14 protein-coding genes are annotated in these 16794 nt (G+C 72.1%); 6 read left to right on the forward strand and 8 right to left on the reverse strand.

Annotation, left to right across the window (positions count from 1 at the left end; genetic code table 11):
• Nucleotides 1-6 precede the first annotated feature (6 nt).
• A complete protein-coding gene (locus tag QDR37_RS02615) occupies nucleotides 7-3051 on the reverse strand; it encodes an acetoacetate--CoA ligase (protein WP_279711988.1) in 3045 nt (1014 codons plus the stop codon).
• A 203-nt stretch (nucleotides 3052-3254) separates the two neighbouring features.
• Complete coding sequence (locus QDR37_RS02620) at nucleotides 3255-3929, reverse strand: phosphonatase-like hydrolase (protein WP_279711989.1); 675 nt, start codon at nucleotides 3927-3929, stop codon at nucleotides 3255-3257.
• Between the two features lie 160 nt (nucleotides 3930-4089).
• On the opposite strand from QDR37_RS02620, the gene QDR37_RS02625 reads away from it, so the two are divergent.
• Genes QDR37_RS02625 through QDR37_RS02645 form a run of 5 tightly spaced genes read left to right on the forward strand, consistent with a single transcriptional unit; the run spans nucleotide 4090 to nucleotide 9274 of the window.
• Complete coding sequence (locus QDR37_RS02625) at nucleotides 4090-5208, forward strand: TIGR03364 family FAD-dependent oxidoreductase (protein ID WP_279711990.1); 1119 nt, start codon at nucleotides 4090-4092, stop codon at nucleotides 5206-5208.
• A 59-nt stretch (nucleotides 5209-5267) separates the two neighbouring features.
• Complete coding sequence (locus QDR37_RS02630; protein ID WP_279711991.1) at nucleotides 5268-6428, forward strand: extracellular solute-binding protein; 1161 nt, start codon at nucleotides 5268-5270, stop codon at nucleotides 6426-6428.
• 4 nt (nucleotides 6429-6432) lie between these two features.
• Nucleotides 6433-7329, forward strand: coding sequence for an ABC transporter permease subunit (locus QDR37_RS02635; protein ID WP_279711992.1), 897 nt, complete (start codon nucleotides 6433-6435; stop codon nucleotides 7327-7329).
• Nucleotides 7326-8207: an ABC transporter permease subunit gene (locus QDR37_RS02640; protein WP_279711993.1), complete on the forward strand. Its 882-nt coding sequence runs from the start codon at nucleotides 7326-7328 to the stop codon at nucleotides 8205-8207. Before QDR37_RS02635 ends, QDR37_RS02640 begins: the two co-directional genes overlap by 4 nt.
• Nucleotides 8204-9274: an ABC transporter ATP-binding protein gene (locus tag QDR37_RS02645; protein ID WP_279711994.1), complete on the forward strand. Its 1071-nt coding sequence runs from the start codon at nucleotides 8204-8206 to the stop codon at nucleotides 9272-9274. The genes QDR37_RS02640 and QDR37_RS02645 overlap by 4 nt, the downstream gene beginning before the upstream one ends.
• 76 nt (nucleotides 9275-9350) lie before the next feature.
• On the opposite strand, the gene QDR37_RS02650 is transcribed toward QDR37_RS02645, so the two are convergent.
• The 3 genes from QDR37_RS02650 to QDR37_RS02660 form a co-directional block, all read right to left on the reverse strand.
• Nucleotides 9351-9548: a hypothetical protein gene (locus tag QDR37_RS02650; protein WP_279711995.1), complete on the reverse strand. Its 198-nt coding sequence runs from the start codon at nucleotides 9546-9548 to the stop codon at nucleotides 9351-9353.
• An 81-nt stretch (nucleotides 9549-9629) separates the two neighbouring features.
• Complete coding sequence (locus tag QDR37_RS02655; protein WP_279711996.1) at nucleotides 9630-10448, reverse strand: aquaporin family protein; 819 nt, start codon at nucleotides 10446-10448, stop codon at nucleotides 9630-9632.
• Between the two features lie 118 nt (nucleotides 10449-10566).
• Nucleotides 10567-11004, reverse strand: coding sequence for an arsenate reductase ArsC (locus tag QDR37_RS02660; protein ID WP_279711997.1), 438 nt, complete (start codon nucleotides 11002-11004; stop codon nucleotides 10567-10569).
• Nucleotides 11005-11086: 82 nt separating this feature from the next.
• On the opposite strand from QDR37_RS02660, the gene QDR37_RS02665 reads away from it, so the two are divergent.
• On the forward strand, nucleotides 11087-11452 hold the full coding sequence (locus tag QDR37_RS02665; protein WP_279711998.1) for a metalloregulator ArsR/SmtB family transcription factor: 366 nt from the start codon (nucleotides 11087-11089) through the stop codon (nucleotides 11450-11452).
• Between the two features lie 109 nt (nucleotides 11453-11561).
• Here the strand turns inward: QDR37_RS02665 and QDR37_RS02670 are convergent, their stop codons facing one another.
• The 3 genes from QDR37_RS02670 to QDR37_RS02680 form a co-directional block, all read right to left on the reverse strand.
• Nucleotides 11562-12734, reverse strand: coding sequence for a hypothetical protein (locus QDR37_RS02670; protein WP_279711999.1), 1173 nt, complete (start codon nucleotides 12732-12734; stop codon nucleotides 11562-11564).
• 225 nt (nucleotides 12735-12959) lie between these two features.
• A complete protein-coding gene (locus tag QDR37_RS02675) occupies nucleotides 12960-13331 on the reverse strand; it encodes a hypothetical protein (RefSeq protein WP_279712000.1) in 372 nt (123 codons plus the stop codon).
• Between the two features lie 141 nt (nucleotides 13332-13472).
• Nucleotides 13473-16781: a DUF5107 domain-containing protein gene (locus QDR37_RS02680; protein WP_279712001.1), complete on the reverse strand. Its 3309-nt coding sequence runs from the start codon at nucleotides 16779-16781 to the stop codon at nucleotides 13473-13475.
• Nucleotides 16782-16794 lie beyond the last annotated feature (13 nt).

Here is a 16794-nt window from a genome sequence, read left to right on the forward strand (position 1 = left end):
GGCGGGCTATCCGCCGGGCGGCGGGCCTCCGCCCGCCGCATCGACCGGGACACCGACTCGCCTGGCGTGCGCGGCGCGGAGCGCCCGCGAGATCCGGGCGGCGACGACCGGCGCGTGCTCCTGGCTCAACAGGTCGAAGTGGGCTCCCGGCACGTCGACGACCTCGAGGCGGGGCACCATGCGCCGCCAGGCGTAGAGCAGATGGGAGATGACCGGGATGCGACGGCTGGCACGGAAGAAGGTGACGGGGCCGTCGTAGGGCTCGACGCGGAACGACCGGGCGATGCGCACCGAGTCGAGCAGCATGAGCTGCTCGGCGGTGAGCGTCTGCCGGCGGAAGCGGTTCGCGATCGCGGTGGTGATCGTCGTGTCGGAGAAGCCCGGCACGAACATCGCGAGGAACGACGCCGCACGCCGCGCGAGCCGCTCGGGCCCCTTGAGGCTCGCCATCGGCGGCCTGGGGTCGAGGAGCCCGAGGAACGCGACGTCACGCCCGGCGGCCGCGAGGCCACGGGCCAGGTCGTAGGCGACGAGGCCGCCGAACGAGTACCCGGCGATGGCGACCGGGCCGTGCACGGCGTCCGAGGCGAGCACCCCGGCGACGAGCCGGTCCGCCGTCTCCTCGACGCGAAGACGTCGACCGTCGGCGCCGTGCATCGCACCGAAGACGCCGTACACGTCACCGTCGGTGTCGAGGTCGTCGACGAGGTAGCGGTAGAGGTCGACGTCGCCGTGCACGCCCTGCATGAGCAGCAGCGGAACGGCCGACGGGTCGGTGCCGGCGCGCAGCAGCTGCACGGTGACCTCGTCGGCAGCCGTGGCGGGGCTGCGGTCGAGCACGTCGCTGAGCCCGCGGATCGTCGGGTCGTCGAGGAACGCGTCCATCGAGACCGCGCGCCCGGACTCGATCCGCAGCCGGCGCAGCAGGGACATCGACTCGCGCGACGTACCGCCGGCGTCGAAGAAGTTCACCGTCTCACCGACCGGGCGGCGGAGCGTCTCGCGGAACAGGCGGGCGGCCGTGTCGGCGCCGCGCTCGCCGCCGGACGGCACCGGTGCGACGGGCTCGACCCGAGCGGCCGGCCGGCCGGCCTCCGCGACCGCGGCGGCGATCGTCTGCAGCGACTGCGGGTTCTTCAGCGCGGACTCGTTGCGGGGACGCTCGCCGTTCAGCACGTCGCGTGCCGCGCGCTCCGAGAGCTTGCCGTTGTGCGTCGTCGGCAGCTCGGGCACGGCGACGACGAGCGACGGCACATGTGCGGCCGAGCCCTCGCGGCGGAGGACCGCCCGGATGCGCTCGGCCAGCGCGTCGTCGAGCCGCTGCCCGGCGGCGAGCACGACGAGGAGCACCAGCCGGGAGGCGCCGGCGCGCTCGGGATCGCGCTGCTCGACGGCCATCGTCGCGGCGATCTCGGGCAGCCGCGACACGATCGTGTAGATCTCGGTGGGACCGATGCGGACGCCGTCGATGTTGAGGACGCCGTCCGAGCGTCCGTGGAAGCGGACGGAGCCGTCCTCCGCCACGTCGATGAGGTCGCCGTGCGTCCACATGCCGGGGTGCTGCACGAAGTAGGCCTCGTGGTACCGCTGCCCGTCGGGATCGTTCAGGAAGGCCACCGGGCGGGACGGGAAGGGGTTGCGGCACACGAGCTCGCCGACCGAGCCGACGACCTCCCGCCCGTCGTCGTCGACCGCGACGACGTCGAGGGCGAGGCTGCGCGTGGTGCTGCGGCCGCGGAGCTCGGGCAGCTCGGGGTGCCCGAGCACGAACGCACCGAGGATGTCGGTGCCGCCGCCGATCGACTGCAGCGGCTGCGGGCCGACCGCGTCGGCGAACCAGTCGTACTGCCAGTCGTGCAGCACGGCGCCCGTGGTGAGCACGGCGCGGAGGCGGCGGAGGTCGACCTCGTCGCGCGGGCGGTAGCCCGAGTCCTGGCAGAGCTGCAGGTAGGGCGGGCTCGCCCCGAACACCGTGACGCCGTGGTCGGCCACGAGCCGCCACAGGGTCTCGGGGCCCCGCACGGGCCCGTCGTAGAGCACGATGCCCGCGCCGGTGACGAGCGCCGACAGCTGCCGGTTCCACACCATCCACGCCGTCGTGGTGTGGTGGAAGAAGGTGTCGGCCGCGTCGAGGTCGATGTGGAGGCGGTGCTCCTTGACGTGCTCGAGGAGGACCCCGCCCGCGCCGTGCAGCATCGCCTTCGGCGGACCGGTGGTGCCCGAGCTGAACATCACGAAGATCGGATGGTCGAACGGCAGCCGCTGCCACGGCACCGGCTCCCCCGCCGCGTCGTCGGCCTCGGCGTCGAGCGCCGAGACCTCGAGGCCGTCGAACCCCGGGAGCGGGCCGCCGTCGGCGACGAGCACCTGGCGGAGCGTCGGCAGCCCGGCCACCAGGGCGTCGAGCCGGTCCCCGGACCCGCCCTGCGGGCCGGATGCGCCGCCCCGATCAGGACCGCCCCTGTCGAGGACGAGCGCCGTGGGATCGATCTGGCTGAAGCGCCCGAGCAGCGCGGTCGGGCCCATGTCGGGCATCGCGAGCGACACGGTGCCGCCGACCGCGATCACCGCGAGGGCGAGCACCACGGCGCGGGCGTTGTTCGGTGCCAGCACGACGACGCGGTCGCCGGGCGCGATGCCCCGGGCGGCGAGCGCCGTGGCGGTGACGCGGACGCGGGCTCGCAGCTGCGCCCGGCTCAGGCGCTCGACGCTGCCGTCGCCGTGCACCGCGGTGACCGCCGTGGTGGCGTCGTCGACGCCCTCCAGCGGACGGAGCAGGTTCTCGGCGTAGTTCAGCCGCACGTCAGGGAAGAAGCGGGCGTGCTCGACGTCGTCGGAGGTGCTCACGACGTCGGCGGAGCCCTCCCACGCGAGGTCGGCCCAATCGAGGAGCACGCGCCAGAACTCGCGGTAGTGGTCGACGGACCACCGGTGCATCGCCTGGGGCGACCCGAGGTCGGCGCCGGCCGCCGCGCTGCAGCGCGTCCGGAGATCGGCGATCTGCGGGCGCTGCCGGGCCCCGGAGCGGGCGCGGTCGGCGGACGTCGTCATCGAGACCTTCGGGAGATCGAGGCGTTTCGGGGGGTCTCCGAGAAATTCGGGGCTCCTAACGATCGCACAGCGAACAGGATCTCCCGTCACGCCCCGCTCCCTGTGGAGAGCGGCGAGCCGGGATGCCGGCGCGACGGACAACGCCGGAACCGGATCACCGGGACGCGCTGCTGCGCAGCCGGGAGCCCGCCCGCGTCGGAGCGTCAGGCCTCCGCGAGCAGGGCGGGCAGGTCGGCGACGCTCGCGACGAGGTGCGTGTGGCGCGCCGCGCCGAGCTCGGCGACGGTGTGCGCTCCGGTGAGGACCCCCACCACGAACCTCGCGCCGGACCGGCTGCCGGCGAGCAGGTCGTTCGCCGTGTCGCCCGCGACCACGACCTCGGCGACGTCCTGGACGCCCGTCGCCGCCATCGTGCCGAACACCAGATAGGGCGCGGGCCGGGAGACGGGCACCTCGTCGGCGGTGACGAGCGCGTCGACGTCGTCGCCGACCCGCCAGCCGACGGTCTGCAGCAGGGCCTCGGCCACCTCCCGCGTGTACCCGGTCTGCAACCCGATCGCGACGCCGTCCCCCCGGAGCGCATCGACGGCCTCCCGCACCCCGGGCAGCAGGGTCGGCGGGTCCGCCTCGTAGGCGGCGGCGAGGCGGTCGGCGAACCCGGCGAAGATCTCCGGCGCCCTGGCCTCGTCCTCCCCGAGCCCACGCAGCAGGCCGCGGATGGCGAGGAGCTTCGAGGTCCCGACCCAGGCGGACAGCAGCTCGTCGGAGACCATCCGGTCCGTCGCCTCCTCGACGCTCTCGCGCAGCACGGTGTAGACGGCACCCCCTTCGTCGACGGTGGTCCCGGCCATGTCGAGGGAGGCGAGTCGGATCGGCACGCGCGGAGTCTCTCCGATGCCGCGGCTCCCGGCGGGCGATGTCGCGAACCGTTCACCTGCGGTTCGCCGGATCCACGGCCGGTGTCCGGCGGGCGAACAGTGCGTGCACGGTCGATCGTGGAAGGGTCCGCGCGCCTCCGGACGGGGCACGCTGGCCGCCGTGAGAGAACGACGTGCCGACCTCGTGGTGGTCGGCGCCGGCATCGTCGGCCTGGCGCACGCCTACCACGCGTCCCGCGCCGGGTACGAGGTGCTCGTCGTCGACCGCGACGAGCTCGCCGTCGGCGCGAGCGTGCGCAACTTCGGGCACATCTGCACGACGGCGCAGGCGGGCCGGATCCTCGAGCTCGCCCGCCCCGCGCGGGAGGACTGGATCGAGGCGGGCGCGGACGCCGGCTTCCCGGTGCTGCAGTGCGGCACCACCGTCGTCGCACGCTCGGCCGCCGAGCTCGCCGTGCTCGAGCAGTTCGCGGTCGCCCGGCCCGGCGAGGCGGAGCTGCTCGACCCCGCCGAGGCGCGGCAGCGGCTCGGCTTCTCCCCGGCCGGGCTCACCGGCGCCGCATCGCTGCCCCTCGACCTCCGCGTCGACGCGCCGACCGCGATCCCCGCGCTCGCGCGGCTCCTCGCCGAGCGCGGGGTCGGCTTCCTGCGCCGCACGAACGTGCTCGACGTCGGCGAGGAGTGCGTGTTCACGAACCGGGGGCGCATCCGGGCCGACCGGGTCGTGGTCGCGGTGGGTCACGACGTCGACCGGCTGCTCCCCGGGCTCGCCGAGGAGGCCGAGGTGCGGCGCTGCCGGCTGCGGATGCTCGAGGTCGAGGCCCCGGGTGGGATCCGCGTCGACCCGGCGGTGCTCACCGGCACCTCGATGCTCCGGTACGAGGGCCTCGCGGCCCAGCCGGCCGCGTCCCTCGTGCGTGAGGAGGTCGCGGCGAGCGCGCCGCGCCTGCTCGAGGCCGGCGTGAACCTGATGCTCACGCAGCGTCCCGACGGGCGCCTCGTGCTCGGTGACACGCACGCCTACGGGGTGACCGAGACCCCGTTCGAGGACGAGGCCGACGACGTGCTGCTGCTCAGCGAGTTCGAGCGGCTGCTCGGCTCGCCCCTCACCGTGCGGCGCCGCTGGCGCGGCGTCTACGCGTCGAGCCCGCTCGACCCGTTCCTCGTGGCCGAGCCGATCCCCGGCGTCACCGTCGCCGCCGTCACCACCGGCGTCGGCATGACCACCGCGTTCGGGCTCGCCCGCACGGTGCTCGCCGAAGAGCTCGTGACCGGTTGATGCCGGTCACGCCCATCGTGCCCGGCGACTGCCCGGGCACCGTCCCCCTGGAAGGAACCATGCGAACCAGCACCACCGTGCGCCGACTCCCGCGCGCGCTCGCCGCGCTCGCCCTCGTGGGCGCGCTCACCGCGGCCCTCTCCGGCTGCTCCGGCGCCGCGTCCGGCGCCAGCGCCGGCGACAAGGCCAAGGCCGCGAAGGCGACCAGCGCCGCCGCGCTCGGCGGTCAGAAGGGCCTCGTCGCGGCCGCTGAGGCCGAGGGTCACCTCAACGTGATCACCCTGCCGCCGTCGTGGGCGAACTACGGCAAGATCATCGCCGGCTTCGAGAAGAAGTACCCGAAGATCAAGATCACCTCGGAGAACCCGAACGGCTCCTCCGCCGACGAGATCGCCGCCGCGAAGTCGGCGGGCACCGGCAGCAACGCGCCCGACGTGTTCGATCTCGGCACGGCCGTGCTCGACCAGAACCTCGACATGATGGCGCCGTACAAGGTCGCGAACTGGGCCGACGTCCCGGCGGCCTTCAAGGACCCGTCGGGCAAGTGGATCTACGACTACACGGGCCTCATGTCCATCGGGTACGACTCGTCGAAGGTGCCCGCACCGAAGTCGCTCGCCGATCTGCTCGGCAGCGCCTACAAGGGCAAGGTCGCGATCAAGGGCGACCCGACGGCGGCGAACGAGGCCGCGAGCGCGGTCTACCTGGCCGCCCTGCAGTCCGGCGGGCAGGCGTCCGACATCCAGCCCGGCATCGACTTCTTCGGCAAGCTGAAGAAGGCCGGCAACTTCATCTCGGTGCTGCCGACGCAGGCGACCGTGAACTCGGGGCAGACCCCCGTCGTGCTGCAGTGGTCGTACAACAACCTCGCCTGGGGCCCGGCGGGCGGCTCGGGCACGAACCCGAACTGGAAGACGCTCGTGCTGCCCGGGACCGCCCTCGGCAGCTACTACAACCAGGCGATCAACAAGAACGCGCCGAACCCGGCCGCCGCGCGGCTCTGGGAGGAGTGGATCTACACCCCCGAGGTGCAGAACCTCTACCTCGCCGCCGGTGCCTACCCCGCGATGCTCGGCGCGATGCAGCAGAAGAACACGGTCGACACCGCGGTGCTGAAGACGGTCGGCACCCCGCCGTCGAGCTTCGTGCAGCTGACGAGCGACCAGGCTGCCGCCGCCGCCGCGCTGCTCAAGTCGAAGTGGTCGCAGACGGTCGGCTGAGCCGATGACCGCCGCATCCGTACGGGTCGGACGCCGCGGCGCCGGAGCATCGCTCCGGCGCCGCGGGGTCGGCTGGCTCGGCTTCGCCCCTTTCGGCGTCTACGTCGTCCTGTTCCTCGGGATCCCGGGCGTCATCGCGGTCGCGAGCGGCTTCTTCGCCGCCGACGGGACGCCGACGCTCGCGAACCTCGCCGCGTTCACCGACCCCGTGATCCTCAAGGACTTCTGGAACTCGGTGTGGGTGTCGGCGGTCTCCGCAGGCGTCAGCGCCGTGCTCGGCGCGCTCATCGCCTGGGCGCTCACCGCCGCCCGGCCCGACGGCGCCCTCCGCGCCGTCGTCGACTCGGCGAGCAGCGTGCTGGCCCAGTTCGGCGGCGTCATGCTCGCCTTCGCCTGGATCGCGACGGTCGGGCCCGAGGCGCTCGTGACCCGGCTCATCCAGGCCGTGCTGCACGTCGACATCAACGGGAACGGGCCGTTCCTCTACACGGTCGGCGGCCTGCTCCTCCCCTACACCTACTTCGGGGTCCCCCTCATGGTGCTCACGTTCCTGCCCGCCCTCGACGGCCTGAAGCCGCAGTGGGGCGAGGCGGTCGCGACGCTCGGCGGCACGCGGCTGCAGTACTGGCTGCGCGTCGGGGTGCCGGTGCTCGCGCCGGCATTCCTCGGCAGCGTCATCCTGCTCTTCGCGAACGCCTTCTCCTCCTACGCGACCGCCGCGGCGCTCATCGACCAGGGCGGCATCGTGCCGCTCGCGATCAAGCAGCAGCTGACGAGCGAGACGATCGTGGGCGTCGCGAACACCGCCGGCGTGCTCGCACTCGGCATGGTCGCGATCATGGCCGTGCTGATGACCGGCTACGCGGCCCTCGAGCGCCGCACGCGGCGGTGGCAGCGATGACCGCCGCAGCGGTCCCGCCGCCGCTCGACGCGGTGCCCACGCCGCGTGTGCGCACCCGCGCGCGGTCGGGCGTCCTCACCGGCGCGGTCCCGTCGGCCGTCACGGGCCTCGCGGTGCTCGTGGTCGCCGGGGCGCTGTTCCTCGTGCCGCTCGCAGCGATGGCCTGGTTCACGGTGCAGCAGGCCGGCAGCGGCGCCATCACGGCCGCGCACTACGCGGCGATCCTGGACCCGGCGCAGGCGTCGAACTACGCCGACCTGTTCACGGGGCTCACGAACTCGCTCGGGATCTGCGTGCTCACGGTCGCGATCGTGCTGGTGCTGCTCCTGCCCGCGATGCTGCTCGCCGAGCTCCGCTACCCGGCGGCGCGCCGGGTGCTCGAGCTCGTGTGCCTGCTGCCGATCTCGGTGCCCACGGTGGTGCTCGTCGTCGGCTTCGTGCCCGTCTACCAGGTCGTCGGCGCGCTCGTCGGCCCGGACGCGTGGACGCTCGCGCTCGCCATCGGCGTGATCGTGCTGCCGTACGCCTACCGGCCGATCCGCGCGAACCTCTCGACGTTCAACGTCGTCGTGCTCGCCGAGGCCGCGCGCTCGCTCGGCGCCTCGTGGCCGGCGACCGTGCTCCGCGTGATCCTGCCCAACCTGCGCCGCGGGCTGCTCTCGTCGTGCCTGCTCACGATCTCGGTCGTCCTCGGTGAGTTCACGATCGCGAACGTGCTGAGCCGCACGACCTTCCAGACCGCGCTGCTGCTCCTGCAGCAGACGGACCCCTACGTGGCGACGATCTTCGCGCTCGGCGCGCTGCTGCTCGTGTTCCTGCTCCTCGTCGTGATCAGCACGGTGGGAGCGCTCGGCCGATCGAGGAGGCCCCGACGATGACCACCCTCTCCCCCGCCCGCCCGTCGCTCGCTCAGCACGGCACGCCCGTCGAGCTCGTCGAGGTCGTGAAGGACTACGGCACGGGGCAGCGCGCGCTCGACGGGGTGAGCCTCGCGCTCGCGCCCGGCGAGCTCGTCGCGCTGCTCGGGCCGTCCGGCTGCGGCAAGACCACCGCGTTGCGCGCCCTCGCCGGCCTCGAGCGCATCGACGGCGGCCACGTGCGCATCGGCGACGCCGACGTCGAGTCGACCCCCGTGCACCGACGCGACATCGGCATGGTCTTCCAGTCGTACTCGCTGTTCCCGCACATGACGGTGCTGCAGAACGTCGCGTTCGGACTCGAGATGCGCCACGTCGCGGCGGCGGAACGCCGGATCCGGGCGCAGGAGGCGCTCGACCTCGTCGGGCTCGGTGCCCTCGGCGGCCGGTTCGCCCACCAGCTCTCCGGAGGCCAGCAGCAGCGGGTCGCCCTCGCCCGGGCCCTCGTCACGCGCCCTCGCGTGCTGCTGCTCGACGAGCCGCTCTCGGCGCTCGACGCGAAGGTCCGCGTGCAGCTGCGCGACGAGATCCGCCGCATCCAGCAGGAGACCGGGATCACGACCCTCTTCGTCACGCACGACCAGGAGGAGGCGCTCGCCGTCGCCGACCGGGTCGCCGTCATGAACGCCGGGCGCATCGAGCAGATCGGCACGCCCGAGCAGCTCTACCTGCGGCCGGTGAGCGCGTTCGTCGCCGACTTCGTCGGGCTCTCCAACCGCCTCCCGGGCGTGCTCGACGGCGCGAGGGTCACCGTGCACGGGGTGGGGCTCGAGGCGCTGCCGAGCGGCCGGCCGGACGGTCCCGTGTCCGTCTTCGTGCGGCCCGAGGACCTCGCGATCGCCGAGGACGGTCTCGCGGCGACGGTCGTCGCGACGAGCTTCCTCGGTGCCGTGCGGCGCACGACCCTGCGTCTGGCCGCGGACGGCGCCCTGGTGACGGTGCAGCACGCCGTCGACACCGCCCTCGAGCACGGCTCCGAGGTGCACGTGGCCTTCCTCGGACGGCCTGTGGCGGTCGGCGCGCGCTGAGCCGCGTCGGTCGCGACGGCCGGCAGCGCGGCGCGGGCGCCCGCGGCACGGCGCGGAGGACGAGCTCCGGCGCGGGTCAGAGCTGCTTCAGCCTGCGCTTCGCGTCCCGCTGGGCGAGGACCGCGATGTAGTCGCGCACCGGCCGACCGACGTACTTGTCGACCTCGTCGCGCGCGATCTCCTCGACCGTGCTCCGATCGAGCCCCGGGAACTTCTCGGCGAGGGTGTTCGTCACCTCACGGACCACCTCGTCGGCGCTGAAGTCGGTTGACACATCGGAGACCGTAGCGGCGTGGAGCACCGCCGCGGACCGGGCGCCCCCGGCTGAGCCGCCGTCGGCACGGGCGTCGCCCTCTCAGCCGTCGGCGCGTCGCGAGCCCGGGCGTGCCGTCCGGTCCGCGGCGGGGGTGCCGTCCCGCTCGGCGGGGCGCAGGGACGGCCCGTCGACGACGGTGCTCGCCGCCGCTGCCCCGTCGGGGTAGAGCAGTCGCACGAGCAGCACCCCCAGGCCGCCGCCGATGAGCTGCGCCACGAGGAACGGTGGGACCGAGGCGGGGGCGATGCCGGCGAAGGTGTCGGAGAGCATGCGGGCGACGGTGACGGCCGGGTTGGCGAAGGACGTCGAGCTGGTGAACCAGTACGCGGCACCGATGTAGGCCCCCACCGCCGGGGCAGCGGCGGCGCTCCGACCGCTCCGGGCGAGGGCGAAGACGAGGAGCACGAGTCCCGCCGTGGCGACGGCCTCCGCGAGGAGGTGCGGCGGGGTGGCTCTGCTCGTGGTGGCGACGGCGGGAGGGAGGCCGAACATCGCGTTCGCGAGGAGCGCGCCGGCGACGGCGCCGAGGACCTGCGCGAGGACGTAGAGCGGCACCTCGCGCCCGCGGAGGCCGGCTCGGGCGGGCCGTCCGATGATCCAGTCGGCGAGGGAGACGACGGGGTTCAGGTGCGCGCCGGAGACCGGCCCGACCATGAGGATGAGGACCGGCAGCCCGAGCGCGGTGGCGAGGCTGTTCTCGAGCAGCTCGAGCCCGATGTCGTGGGGCGAGAGCCGCTGCGCGGCGATGCCGGAGCCGATCACGATCGCGACGAGCAGGCCGGTGCCGAGGAGCTCGGCGCCGAGGCGTCGGAGCAGCTGAGCGGTCCGCTGCCGCGAGGGTCCCGGAACAGCGCTCACCGCAGCCATCCTGCCCGGCTCCCGGCGCGCTCCACCCGCTCGGCTGGGTCCTTGCTCGAGCGGGTGGTGGGCGTCAGCAGCAGATGCCGCCGCAGCAGGTCTGGTCGTCCATGTCCGGTCACCTCCCTTCCGTCTTCTCGGGGGCCTCCACCGGCACGTGCAGCTCGTCGAGCAGCGCGCGCACGCGGGATCGGATCTCGTCGCGGATGGGGCGCACCTGCTCGAGGGGAAGGCCGGCGGGGTCCTGCAGCTCCCAGTCCTCGTAGCGCTTGCCCGGGAAGACGGGGCAGGCGTCGCCGCAGCCCATCGTGACGACCACGTCGGAGGCCCGGACGTCGTCGACCGAGAGCACCTGCGGCTGGTTGCCGGAGATGTCGACGCCGACCTCCTGCATCGCCGCGACGGCCGTCGGGTTGATGCGGTCGGCAGGCTCGCTCCCCGCCGACAGGACCCGCACCCGTCCCCCGCTGAGGGCGGCGGTGAAGCCGGCCGCCATCTGCGATCGGCCGGCGTTGTGCACGCAGACGAACAGGACGGTGGGCTCGGGCTGCGGCACGTCGGCTCCTTCATCGATGACGATCGATGGAAAGTAGACCGCATCCATCGACAACCGTCAATGAAGATGTCAGGATCTCGGCATGACCACGACTCTGATCCCCGTCACGGTCACGAGCGCCGCCTGCTGCGTCGGCGAGGCCTGCAGCCCGATCACCCGCGAGCCGATCAGCACCGCGGGCGCCGGCGACCTCGCCGCCGTCCTCCGTGCCCTCGCCGATCCGGTGCGGATCCGGCTGGTCTCGATGATCGCCGCGCACGAGGACGCGGAAGCCTGCGTCTGCGACCTCACCGAGCCGCTCGGCCTCTCGCAGCCGACCGTCTCGCACCACCTCAAGGTGCTCGTCGACTGCGGCTTCCTCACCCGCTCCAAGCGGGGCACCTGGTCCTTCTACCGCCTCGTCCCCGGCTCCCTCGACGCGGTCGCGAAGCTCCTCACCACCGTCTGACCGCGGTTCACGAGCCGCAGACCAGGCTCGAACCGTGCCGTCCTGCTCGCGGTGCTGACCGCCCGGGACGGGAGGAGCCCCCGGCCCGATGAACCGGGGGCCGGGTCCGTCAGACCTTCACGGTCGTCGCGTCACGCATCAGCGGCTTCTCCTCCGGGCGCGGTGACGCGTGCGGTGCAGTGGCGGAAGGTGCGACGAGGCCGAGGACGAGCGGGACGATCAGGGCCGCGGTGCGGACGATCGCCTGCAGGGTCGGCGTGCCGGCGAGCAGGTACGAGGGCAGATAGACGCCGAGGAACGCGATCAGCGTCAGCATCGGCACCGCAGCCGTGGCGCCGGCGGCGTCGAACAGCGCCGCTCCGAGGATCAGGCCGCTGTCGTAGTAGTTCTTCGCCGCGGGATCGATGAGCATCCGCAGGGCGATCACGACGAGGAGCACGGCCGGCCAGCGGCCCCGTCGGACGGCGAGACCGGCGAGCAGGAGACCCCCGAGCAGCTGCGCCGGACGGCACCAGGCGGGGGTCGTGCCATGAGCGAGGTGCAGCAGGTGGATCGTGGAGGCCGCTTCGACGTGGATGCCGAATCGCCCCGCCCCGACCGAAGACGGGTCCGCGAGCAGGAACGGCCCCCAGATCAGCACCGAGAGGCCACCGAGCATCCCGAGCGCCGCGAGAAGTCGCCGTCGGTCGGCGAGCAGCAGCACGGCGACGAACGGGACCGCCCAAGGCTTGAAGCCGATCGCGAGCGCGAGGACCAGACCGGCCGGGAGGAAGCGCTCCGATCGCGCGAGACGGACCCCGACGACGCCGAGCAGCAGCGCCATGGCGTCGTCGAGGTGTGCCCAGTGCACCGCCACCTCGGACCACGCCACCAGCACGAGACCGCTCGCCAGGAACCACCTACGGCGTGCACAAGCATCCGAGACGTCGATCAGGGTTCGGATCTCCCGCACGGCGAGAAGCCCTACGACCATCATGACCGCGTCTGCAGCCACGCTGCCGACAGCGCCCTTGAGGACGATCACGAACAGCGCCCCCAGCGCGAACGTGAGCGGCCCCATCTGCAGCTCGGGGTGCAGCGCGTACAGGTGCAGCCCCACGGGAGAGAACAGGGTTCGGACGCCCCGCGCGATGTAGTGCCACGACCAGTCCCGCGTCCCGAGGTGCGCGGCGAGAACCGTCGCGGCCACCACGACCAGCGGAATCCATGGCCGCGCCGCGAGCGGGTCCAGCACGGGGATCCGTGTTCCCTCGGCGGCGGTGCGGTCGGTCTGCTCGAGCACCGCTTCCCCTCGTACGATCTCAGATGGACTCGGCTCCCCACGCTAGAGATCAGCTCGGCGACGCCCCACCCCGCTTTCGGGCACCGACAGGGTCGGGTGCCGCGATGGGGCCGGGTTGAGGGCGCGCTCGCTTCTCCTCCTGGTGCGACGTGCGCGCGAGCGGCGACGACGTCGAGGCGCCGGTGGACCCGGCTGCCGCCGACGCCGTGCGGGGATCGACCGGGTTCAGGCTCTGGGCACCCGGTTCCAGTGGTGGCAGGCGGGACACATCAACGCCCTGTTCACCAGGTCGGCCCCATCGAGGTGGGATGCGAGCAATCGCTGACAACGCCCGCACACGAAGTCGGTCTCGCCGGATCCCACGAGATGCAGCCCGCCCGGACCCGACGCGTCAGCCGAGGCTGCGAGGTTGAGGACCTTCCAGAACGGCACCACCTGCATCCTCACGGTCGCCGTCCTGACCCCGAAGCGCGGAGGCAGCACGGGCGACGGCGCCGGCGCCGATCGCACCGCGCTCGAGCGGTGCAGGTGGAGGGTGAGCGCCATCGGCGTCTCGCTTCTGGTCGGACGCTCCACGCGGCGCGCGGACTGCGTCATCAGTTCGTCGTGACGCGCACATCCTGCACCCGGAGCCAGGGCCACGCCAGGGAGTCGGCGAAGCCGGCTGCAGAAACGAAGAAACCCCCGGCGAACCGGGGGTTTCTGCTCGTGACCCCAGCGGGACTTGAACCCGCGTGGTCAGCGGTCCGAGTCGTGTTGAGCAGCGGCTATCTGGTTCGCCAGTTCGTTTCTCAGCGTGCGCAAGCGCGCGACGTGTGCGTCCCGTTCCTCTGCTGGATTGTCCCTGAAGAGCAGCATCGAGGGCAGCGACGTGGCGAAGAAGTCGATGACGGCGGGTCGCGCGGCTTCCCTGGCGATGTGATCGTCCAATCGCTCGAGCTGGTTGATCGCTTCATCGCTGCGGCCGAGGCGCTGGAGCGCGGCGATGGACCATGCGCTGCGCTCGGTGAATGTGCCTGGCGCCATGTCGGTGAAGTCGCCGCTCGCGGCGGCCGCTGACTCCCAGGCCTCGCGGGCGTCATCGGGGCGCCCGAGTGCAAGGTAGGCGTCACCGAGCGCGAGGTGGAGGTCGGCGGTGGTCGCAAGGAAGTGTCGTGCTTCGCCGAGGTTCGCAGGTGGGTTGAGTGCGCCCTCGATTGCATCAACCGCGGTCGTCGCCTCGCCGTCCTGCAGCGCGCGGCGAGCGATTTCAAGCGCAGCCTTGTCCCACGCGGCGAGCACGACGCCCTCCCCGCCCTCCCAGGGCTGGAACTGCCGACTGAGTAGGAGATTCTGCGCCGCCTCGGGTTGCCCGACGGCGATCAGTAGCCGCGCGCGTTCCACCACGAGGTCGTCGCGTGAGGCGACAAGATCGGGCTGCTCGTCGAGACGCTTCAGCCGCGACTCGTCCCGGACGCCTGTCCGGGACGCGAGCTGGTCGGCCTCGTACAGAAGGCGTGCATCGTTCCTGTGGGCGGCTCGCGCGGCGTCGAAGCGGACGACCGCTTCGGCCGCGTCCTGGTCGTGGTTGTAAGCGGCAATGCCCAGGTTTCGGTGGAGCAGCGCCACGAGCGGACCGTCGGGGTCAGCGTCGATGCCCCTTCGCCAGGCTTCGACGGCATCGACGATCCGTCCGCGGTCGAAGTACCAGCTCCCCAGCATCGCCTGAGCAATCGGTTGATCAGGATCGAAGGCGAGGACGGCCTCGAGGGCATCCACGTCGTCCAGTCGGCTGGGAAGGGCGTGGGTGGGGTCCTGCGTCGCGGCGTCTGCCATGGCCGCTCGTGCGGCGGCCGTCTCGCCGGCGCCCAGGGCGAGCGCGGCGCGATGGAGGGCTGCGAGGGGCCCGACATTCACCTGGCCGGCGGGCCTCGATTTCGCGAGGGACTCGGCTTGCTCCAGCAGGGTGATCGCCTCGTCCGACTGACCGATCGAGGCGTACTCGAGCGCGAGGTCGAGCACTGCGGTCGAGTCGTCTGAGGCCTGCTGACCGTCGAGATGCCGCGCCCAGACGTCCAGTGGGTCGAGTCGGAGCGTCTCCGCCAGCAGGCGCTCGGCTTCCCGCACTGATCCGAGCCGGCGGAGCAACACGACGAGCACGTCCCGGACCTGCAGGTTCTCGACGTCGCGGCGCATCGCGTGACGGGCGTGCTCGAGCGCCGACGCAGGATCCGTTGGTGCGAGCGCGCGGGCCAGCGCCAGATGCGCCGGAACGGCCTGCGCCGCGTTCCACGTGGCCTTCTCGAAAGCTCGTCGCGCTTGCCGATCTTGCCCCGCTCGACGCAGCGCCAGCCCTAGCCGGTAGTGGGCCTCGCCATCGGCGGGGTTCGGCACCCATCGGGTCTCGCGATCGACTGCGCGCTGCAGGTACTCGATCGCTTCGGCGTACTGTGCCGCGCCGTAGTGGAGGGTCCCGATCGCAAGGTTCGATCGCACGTCGCCCGGGTCCCGGCGCAAGGCCTCCCGCCAGTACGGCTCCGGCGACCGGGTGGCATGGCGGTACTGCTTGAGGTACTGCCCGATCAGGTACAGCTCCTCGACGCTCCCCACTTCCTGGGGAGCGGGAGGCGCGACCGCGCGGAGCGGTTCGTCGTCGTTCTCGTCATCGCGGGAAGGTCTCCACGCGTGCCGGACAAGGGTGCGTCCGCCGTGCCGCACCTCGACGGCGAGCTCCGCAGGCTCAACGCCGTGCGGAAGGTTCCAGTCGGCGACGACGGGCGCGCCCGGCGCACTGTCGGCCTGCAGCGAGCCCAGCAGGGCACCTGACGCGGCGCGGAAGACGATGCTCAGGCCCTGAGCGACGATCGAGGTCGCGACGCCCACCCTGATTCGCTTCGGTTCGATCGCCTCCACCCGGATCGCGGCTTCCCGGCTCGCCTGCATGGCAGGGCCGATCCGCGAGATCGGGTACCAGAACTGGCTGAACGATTTCGTCTCACCGGGCGCAAGAAACGAGAAGTCAGGCTGATTATCGGTGAAGACACCCGCCATCAGCTCGACGTACGGACCATCCGAGTCGGTCAAGTTCGCATCCCAGGCACGGCCGAACGGCGCATTGCCCCAAGTCCACTGCTTCTTCCCGGGCGAGATAGCTCGGTCCGCCCAGTGCACGAAGCCCGCTTCCCGTCCGTGGTCGTATCCGCCGAAGAACGAGTCCGCAGTCTGCGTGACCATGTAGGAGGTCGGCACGGGAATGTTGCGGTACCAGTCGATCCGGTCCCCGTCGGGATGGGCGGCGTCCATGCGCGCCACATAGTCGACTCCGTAGTAGTGACCCCGCACACGTGGGAACTCAACGACCGCACGCTTCGCGTGGTCCGCCACATGATGCACGTCCGTTGGGAAGAAGGACTGGTATTCGTCATTCACCGCGGCGGCGGCGTTGGCCCACCACAGGAAGGTCTGCGTCTCCTCGGACCGGTTGAAGAGGCGCACCCTCGCCTCGATGGCCGAGGAGTCAGGTCGCAAGCGGATGCCGTGCATACCCTTCATACGGGCGAAAGGATCATGGTCAGAGCACCAGACCGTGACACTGCCGTCTTCCTCGCGCTCGATCGCGACCTCTGTCGGCAGAAAGGTCGCGGGCCGGTGGTGCTGCGGCCAGTTGAACTCCACGCCCCCCGAGATCCAGGGCCCCGTCAGGCCGACGAGTGCCGGCTTGACGACGTTGTTTCGATAGAAGAGGTCGTAGTCGAGGGACTTGTCGTAGGCGATGTGAACGCGGCCACCCAGCTCCGGAAGGATGAGGAGACGGAGCCAGTGGTTCTCGAGATGGACCCCTCGCCACGCGCGTGGCTGCTTCTCGACCTCGACGCGGTCGTGGAACGGCAGCGGGAAGACCTTGCCGGACGACCCCTGGTACACGCGGGCGTCGAGGAACTGCGGATATCCGTCAGGCGCTGCCACATCGTATGTGTCGATCAGCAGGGGTTCGAACCAGCACTTGACGGGCAGCTCTGCTTGATCCGCAGGCGCGGAAGGAAGGATGATTCTCGACTCGTCGCTCAACAGGGCCTCACTT

It is taken from the genome of Amnibacterium sp. CER49 (assembly GCF_029846255.1).
Classification (GTDB): domain Bacteria; phylum Actinomycetota; class Actinomycetes; order Actinomycetales; family Microbacteriaceae; genus Amnibacterium.

Coding starts and splice junctions, on each gene's coding strand:
- QDR37_RS02615 (WP_279711988.1), bottom strand. CDS start 3,051: ATGACGACGTCCGCCGACCGCGCCCGCTCCGGGGCCCGGCAGCGCCCG.
- QDR37_RS02630 (WP_279711991.1), top strand. CDS start 5,268: ATGCGAACCAGCACCACCGTGCGCCGACTCCCGCGCGCGCTCGCCGCG.
- QDR37_RS02635 (WP_279711992.1), top strand. CDS start 6,433: ATGACCGCCGCATCCGTACGGGTCGGACGCCGCGGCGCCGGAGCATCG.
- QDR37_RS02640 (WP_279711993.1), top strand. CDS start 7,326: ATGACCGCCGCAGCGGTCCCGCCGCCGCTCGACGCGGTGCCCACGCCG.
- QDR37_RS02645 (WP_279711994.1), top strand. CDS start 8,204: ATGACCACCCTCTCCCCCGCCCGCCCGTCGCTCGCTCAGCACGGCACG.
- QDR37_RS02665 (WP_279711998.1), top strand. CDS start 11,087: ATGACCACGACTCTGATCCCCGTCACGGTCACGAGCGCCGCCTGCTGC.
- QDR37_RS02675 (WP_279712000.1), bottom strand. CDS start 13,331: ATGACGCAGTCCGCGCGCCGCGTGGAGCGTCCGACCAGAAGCGAGACG.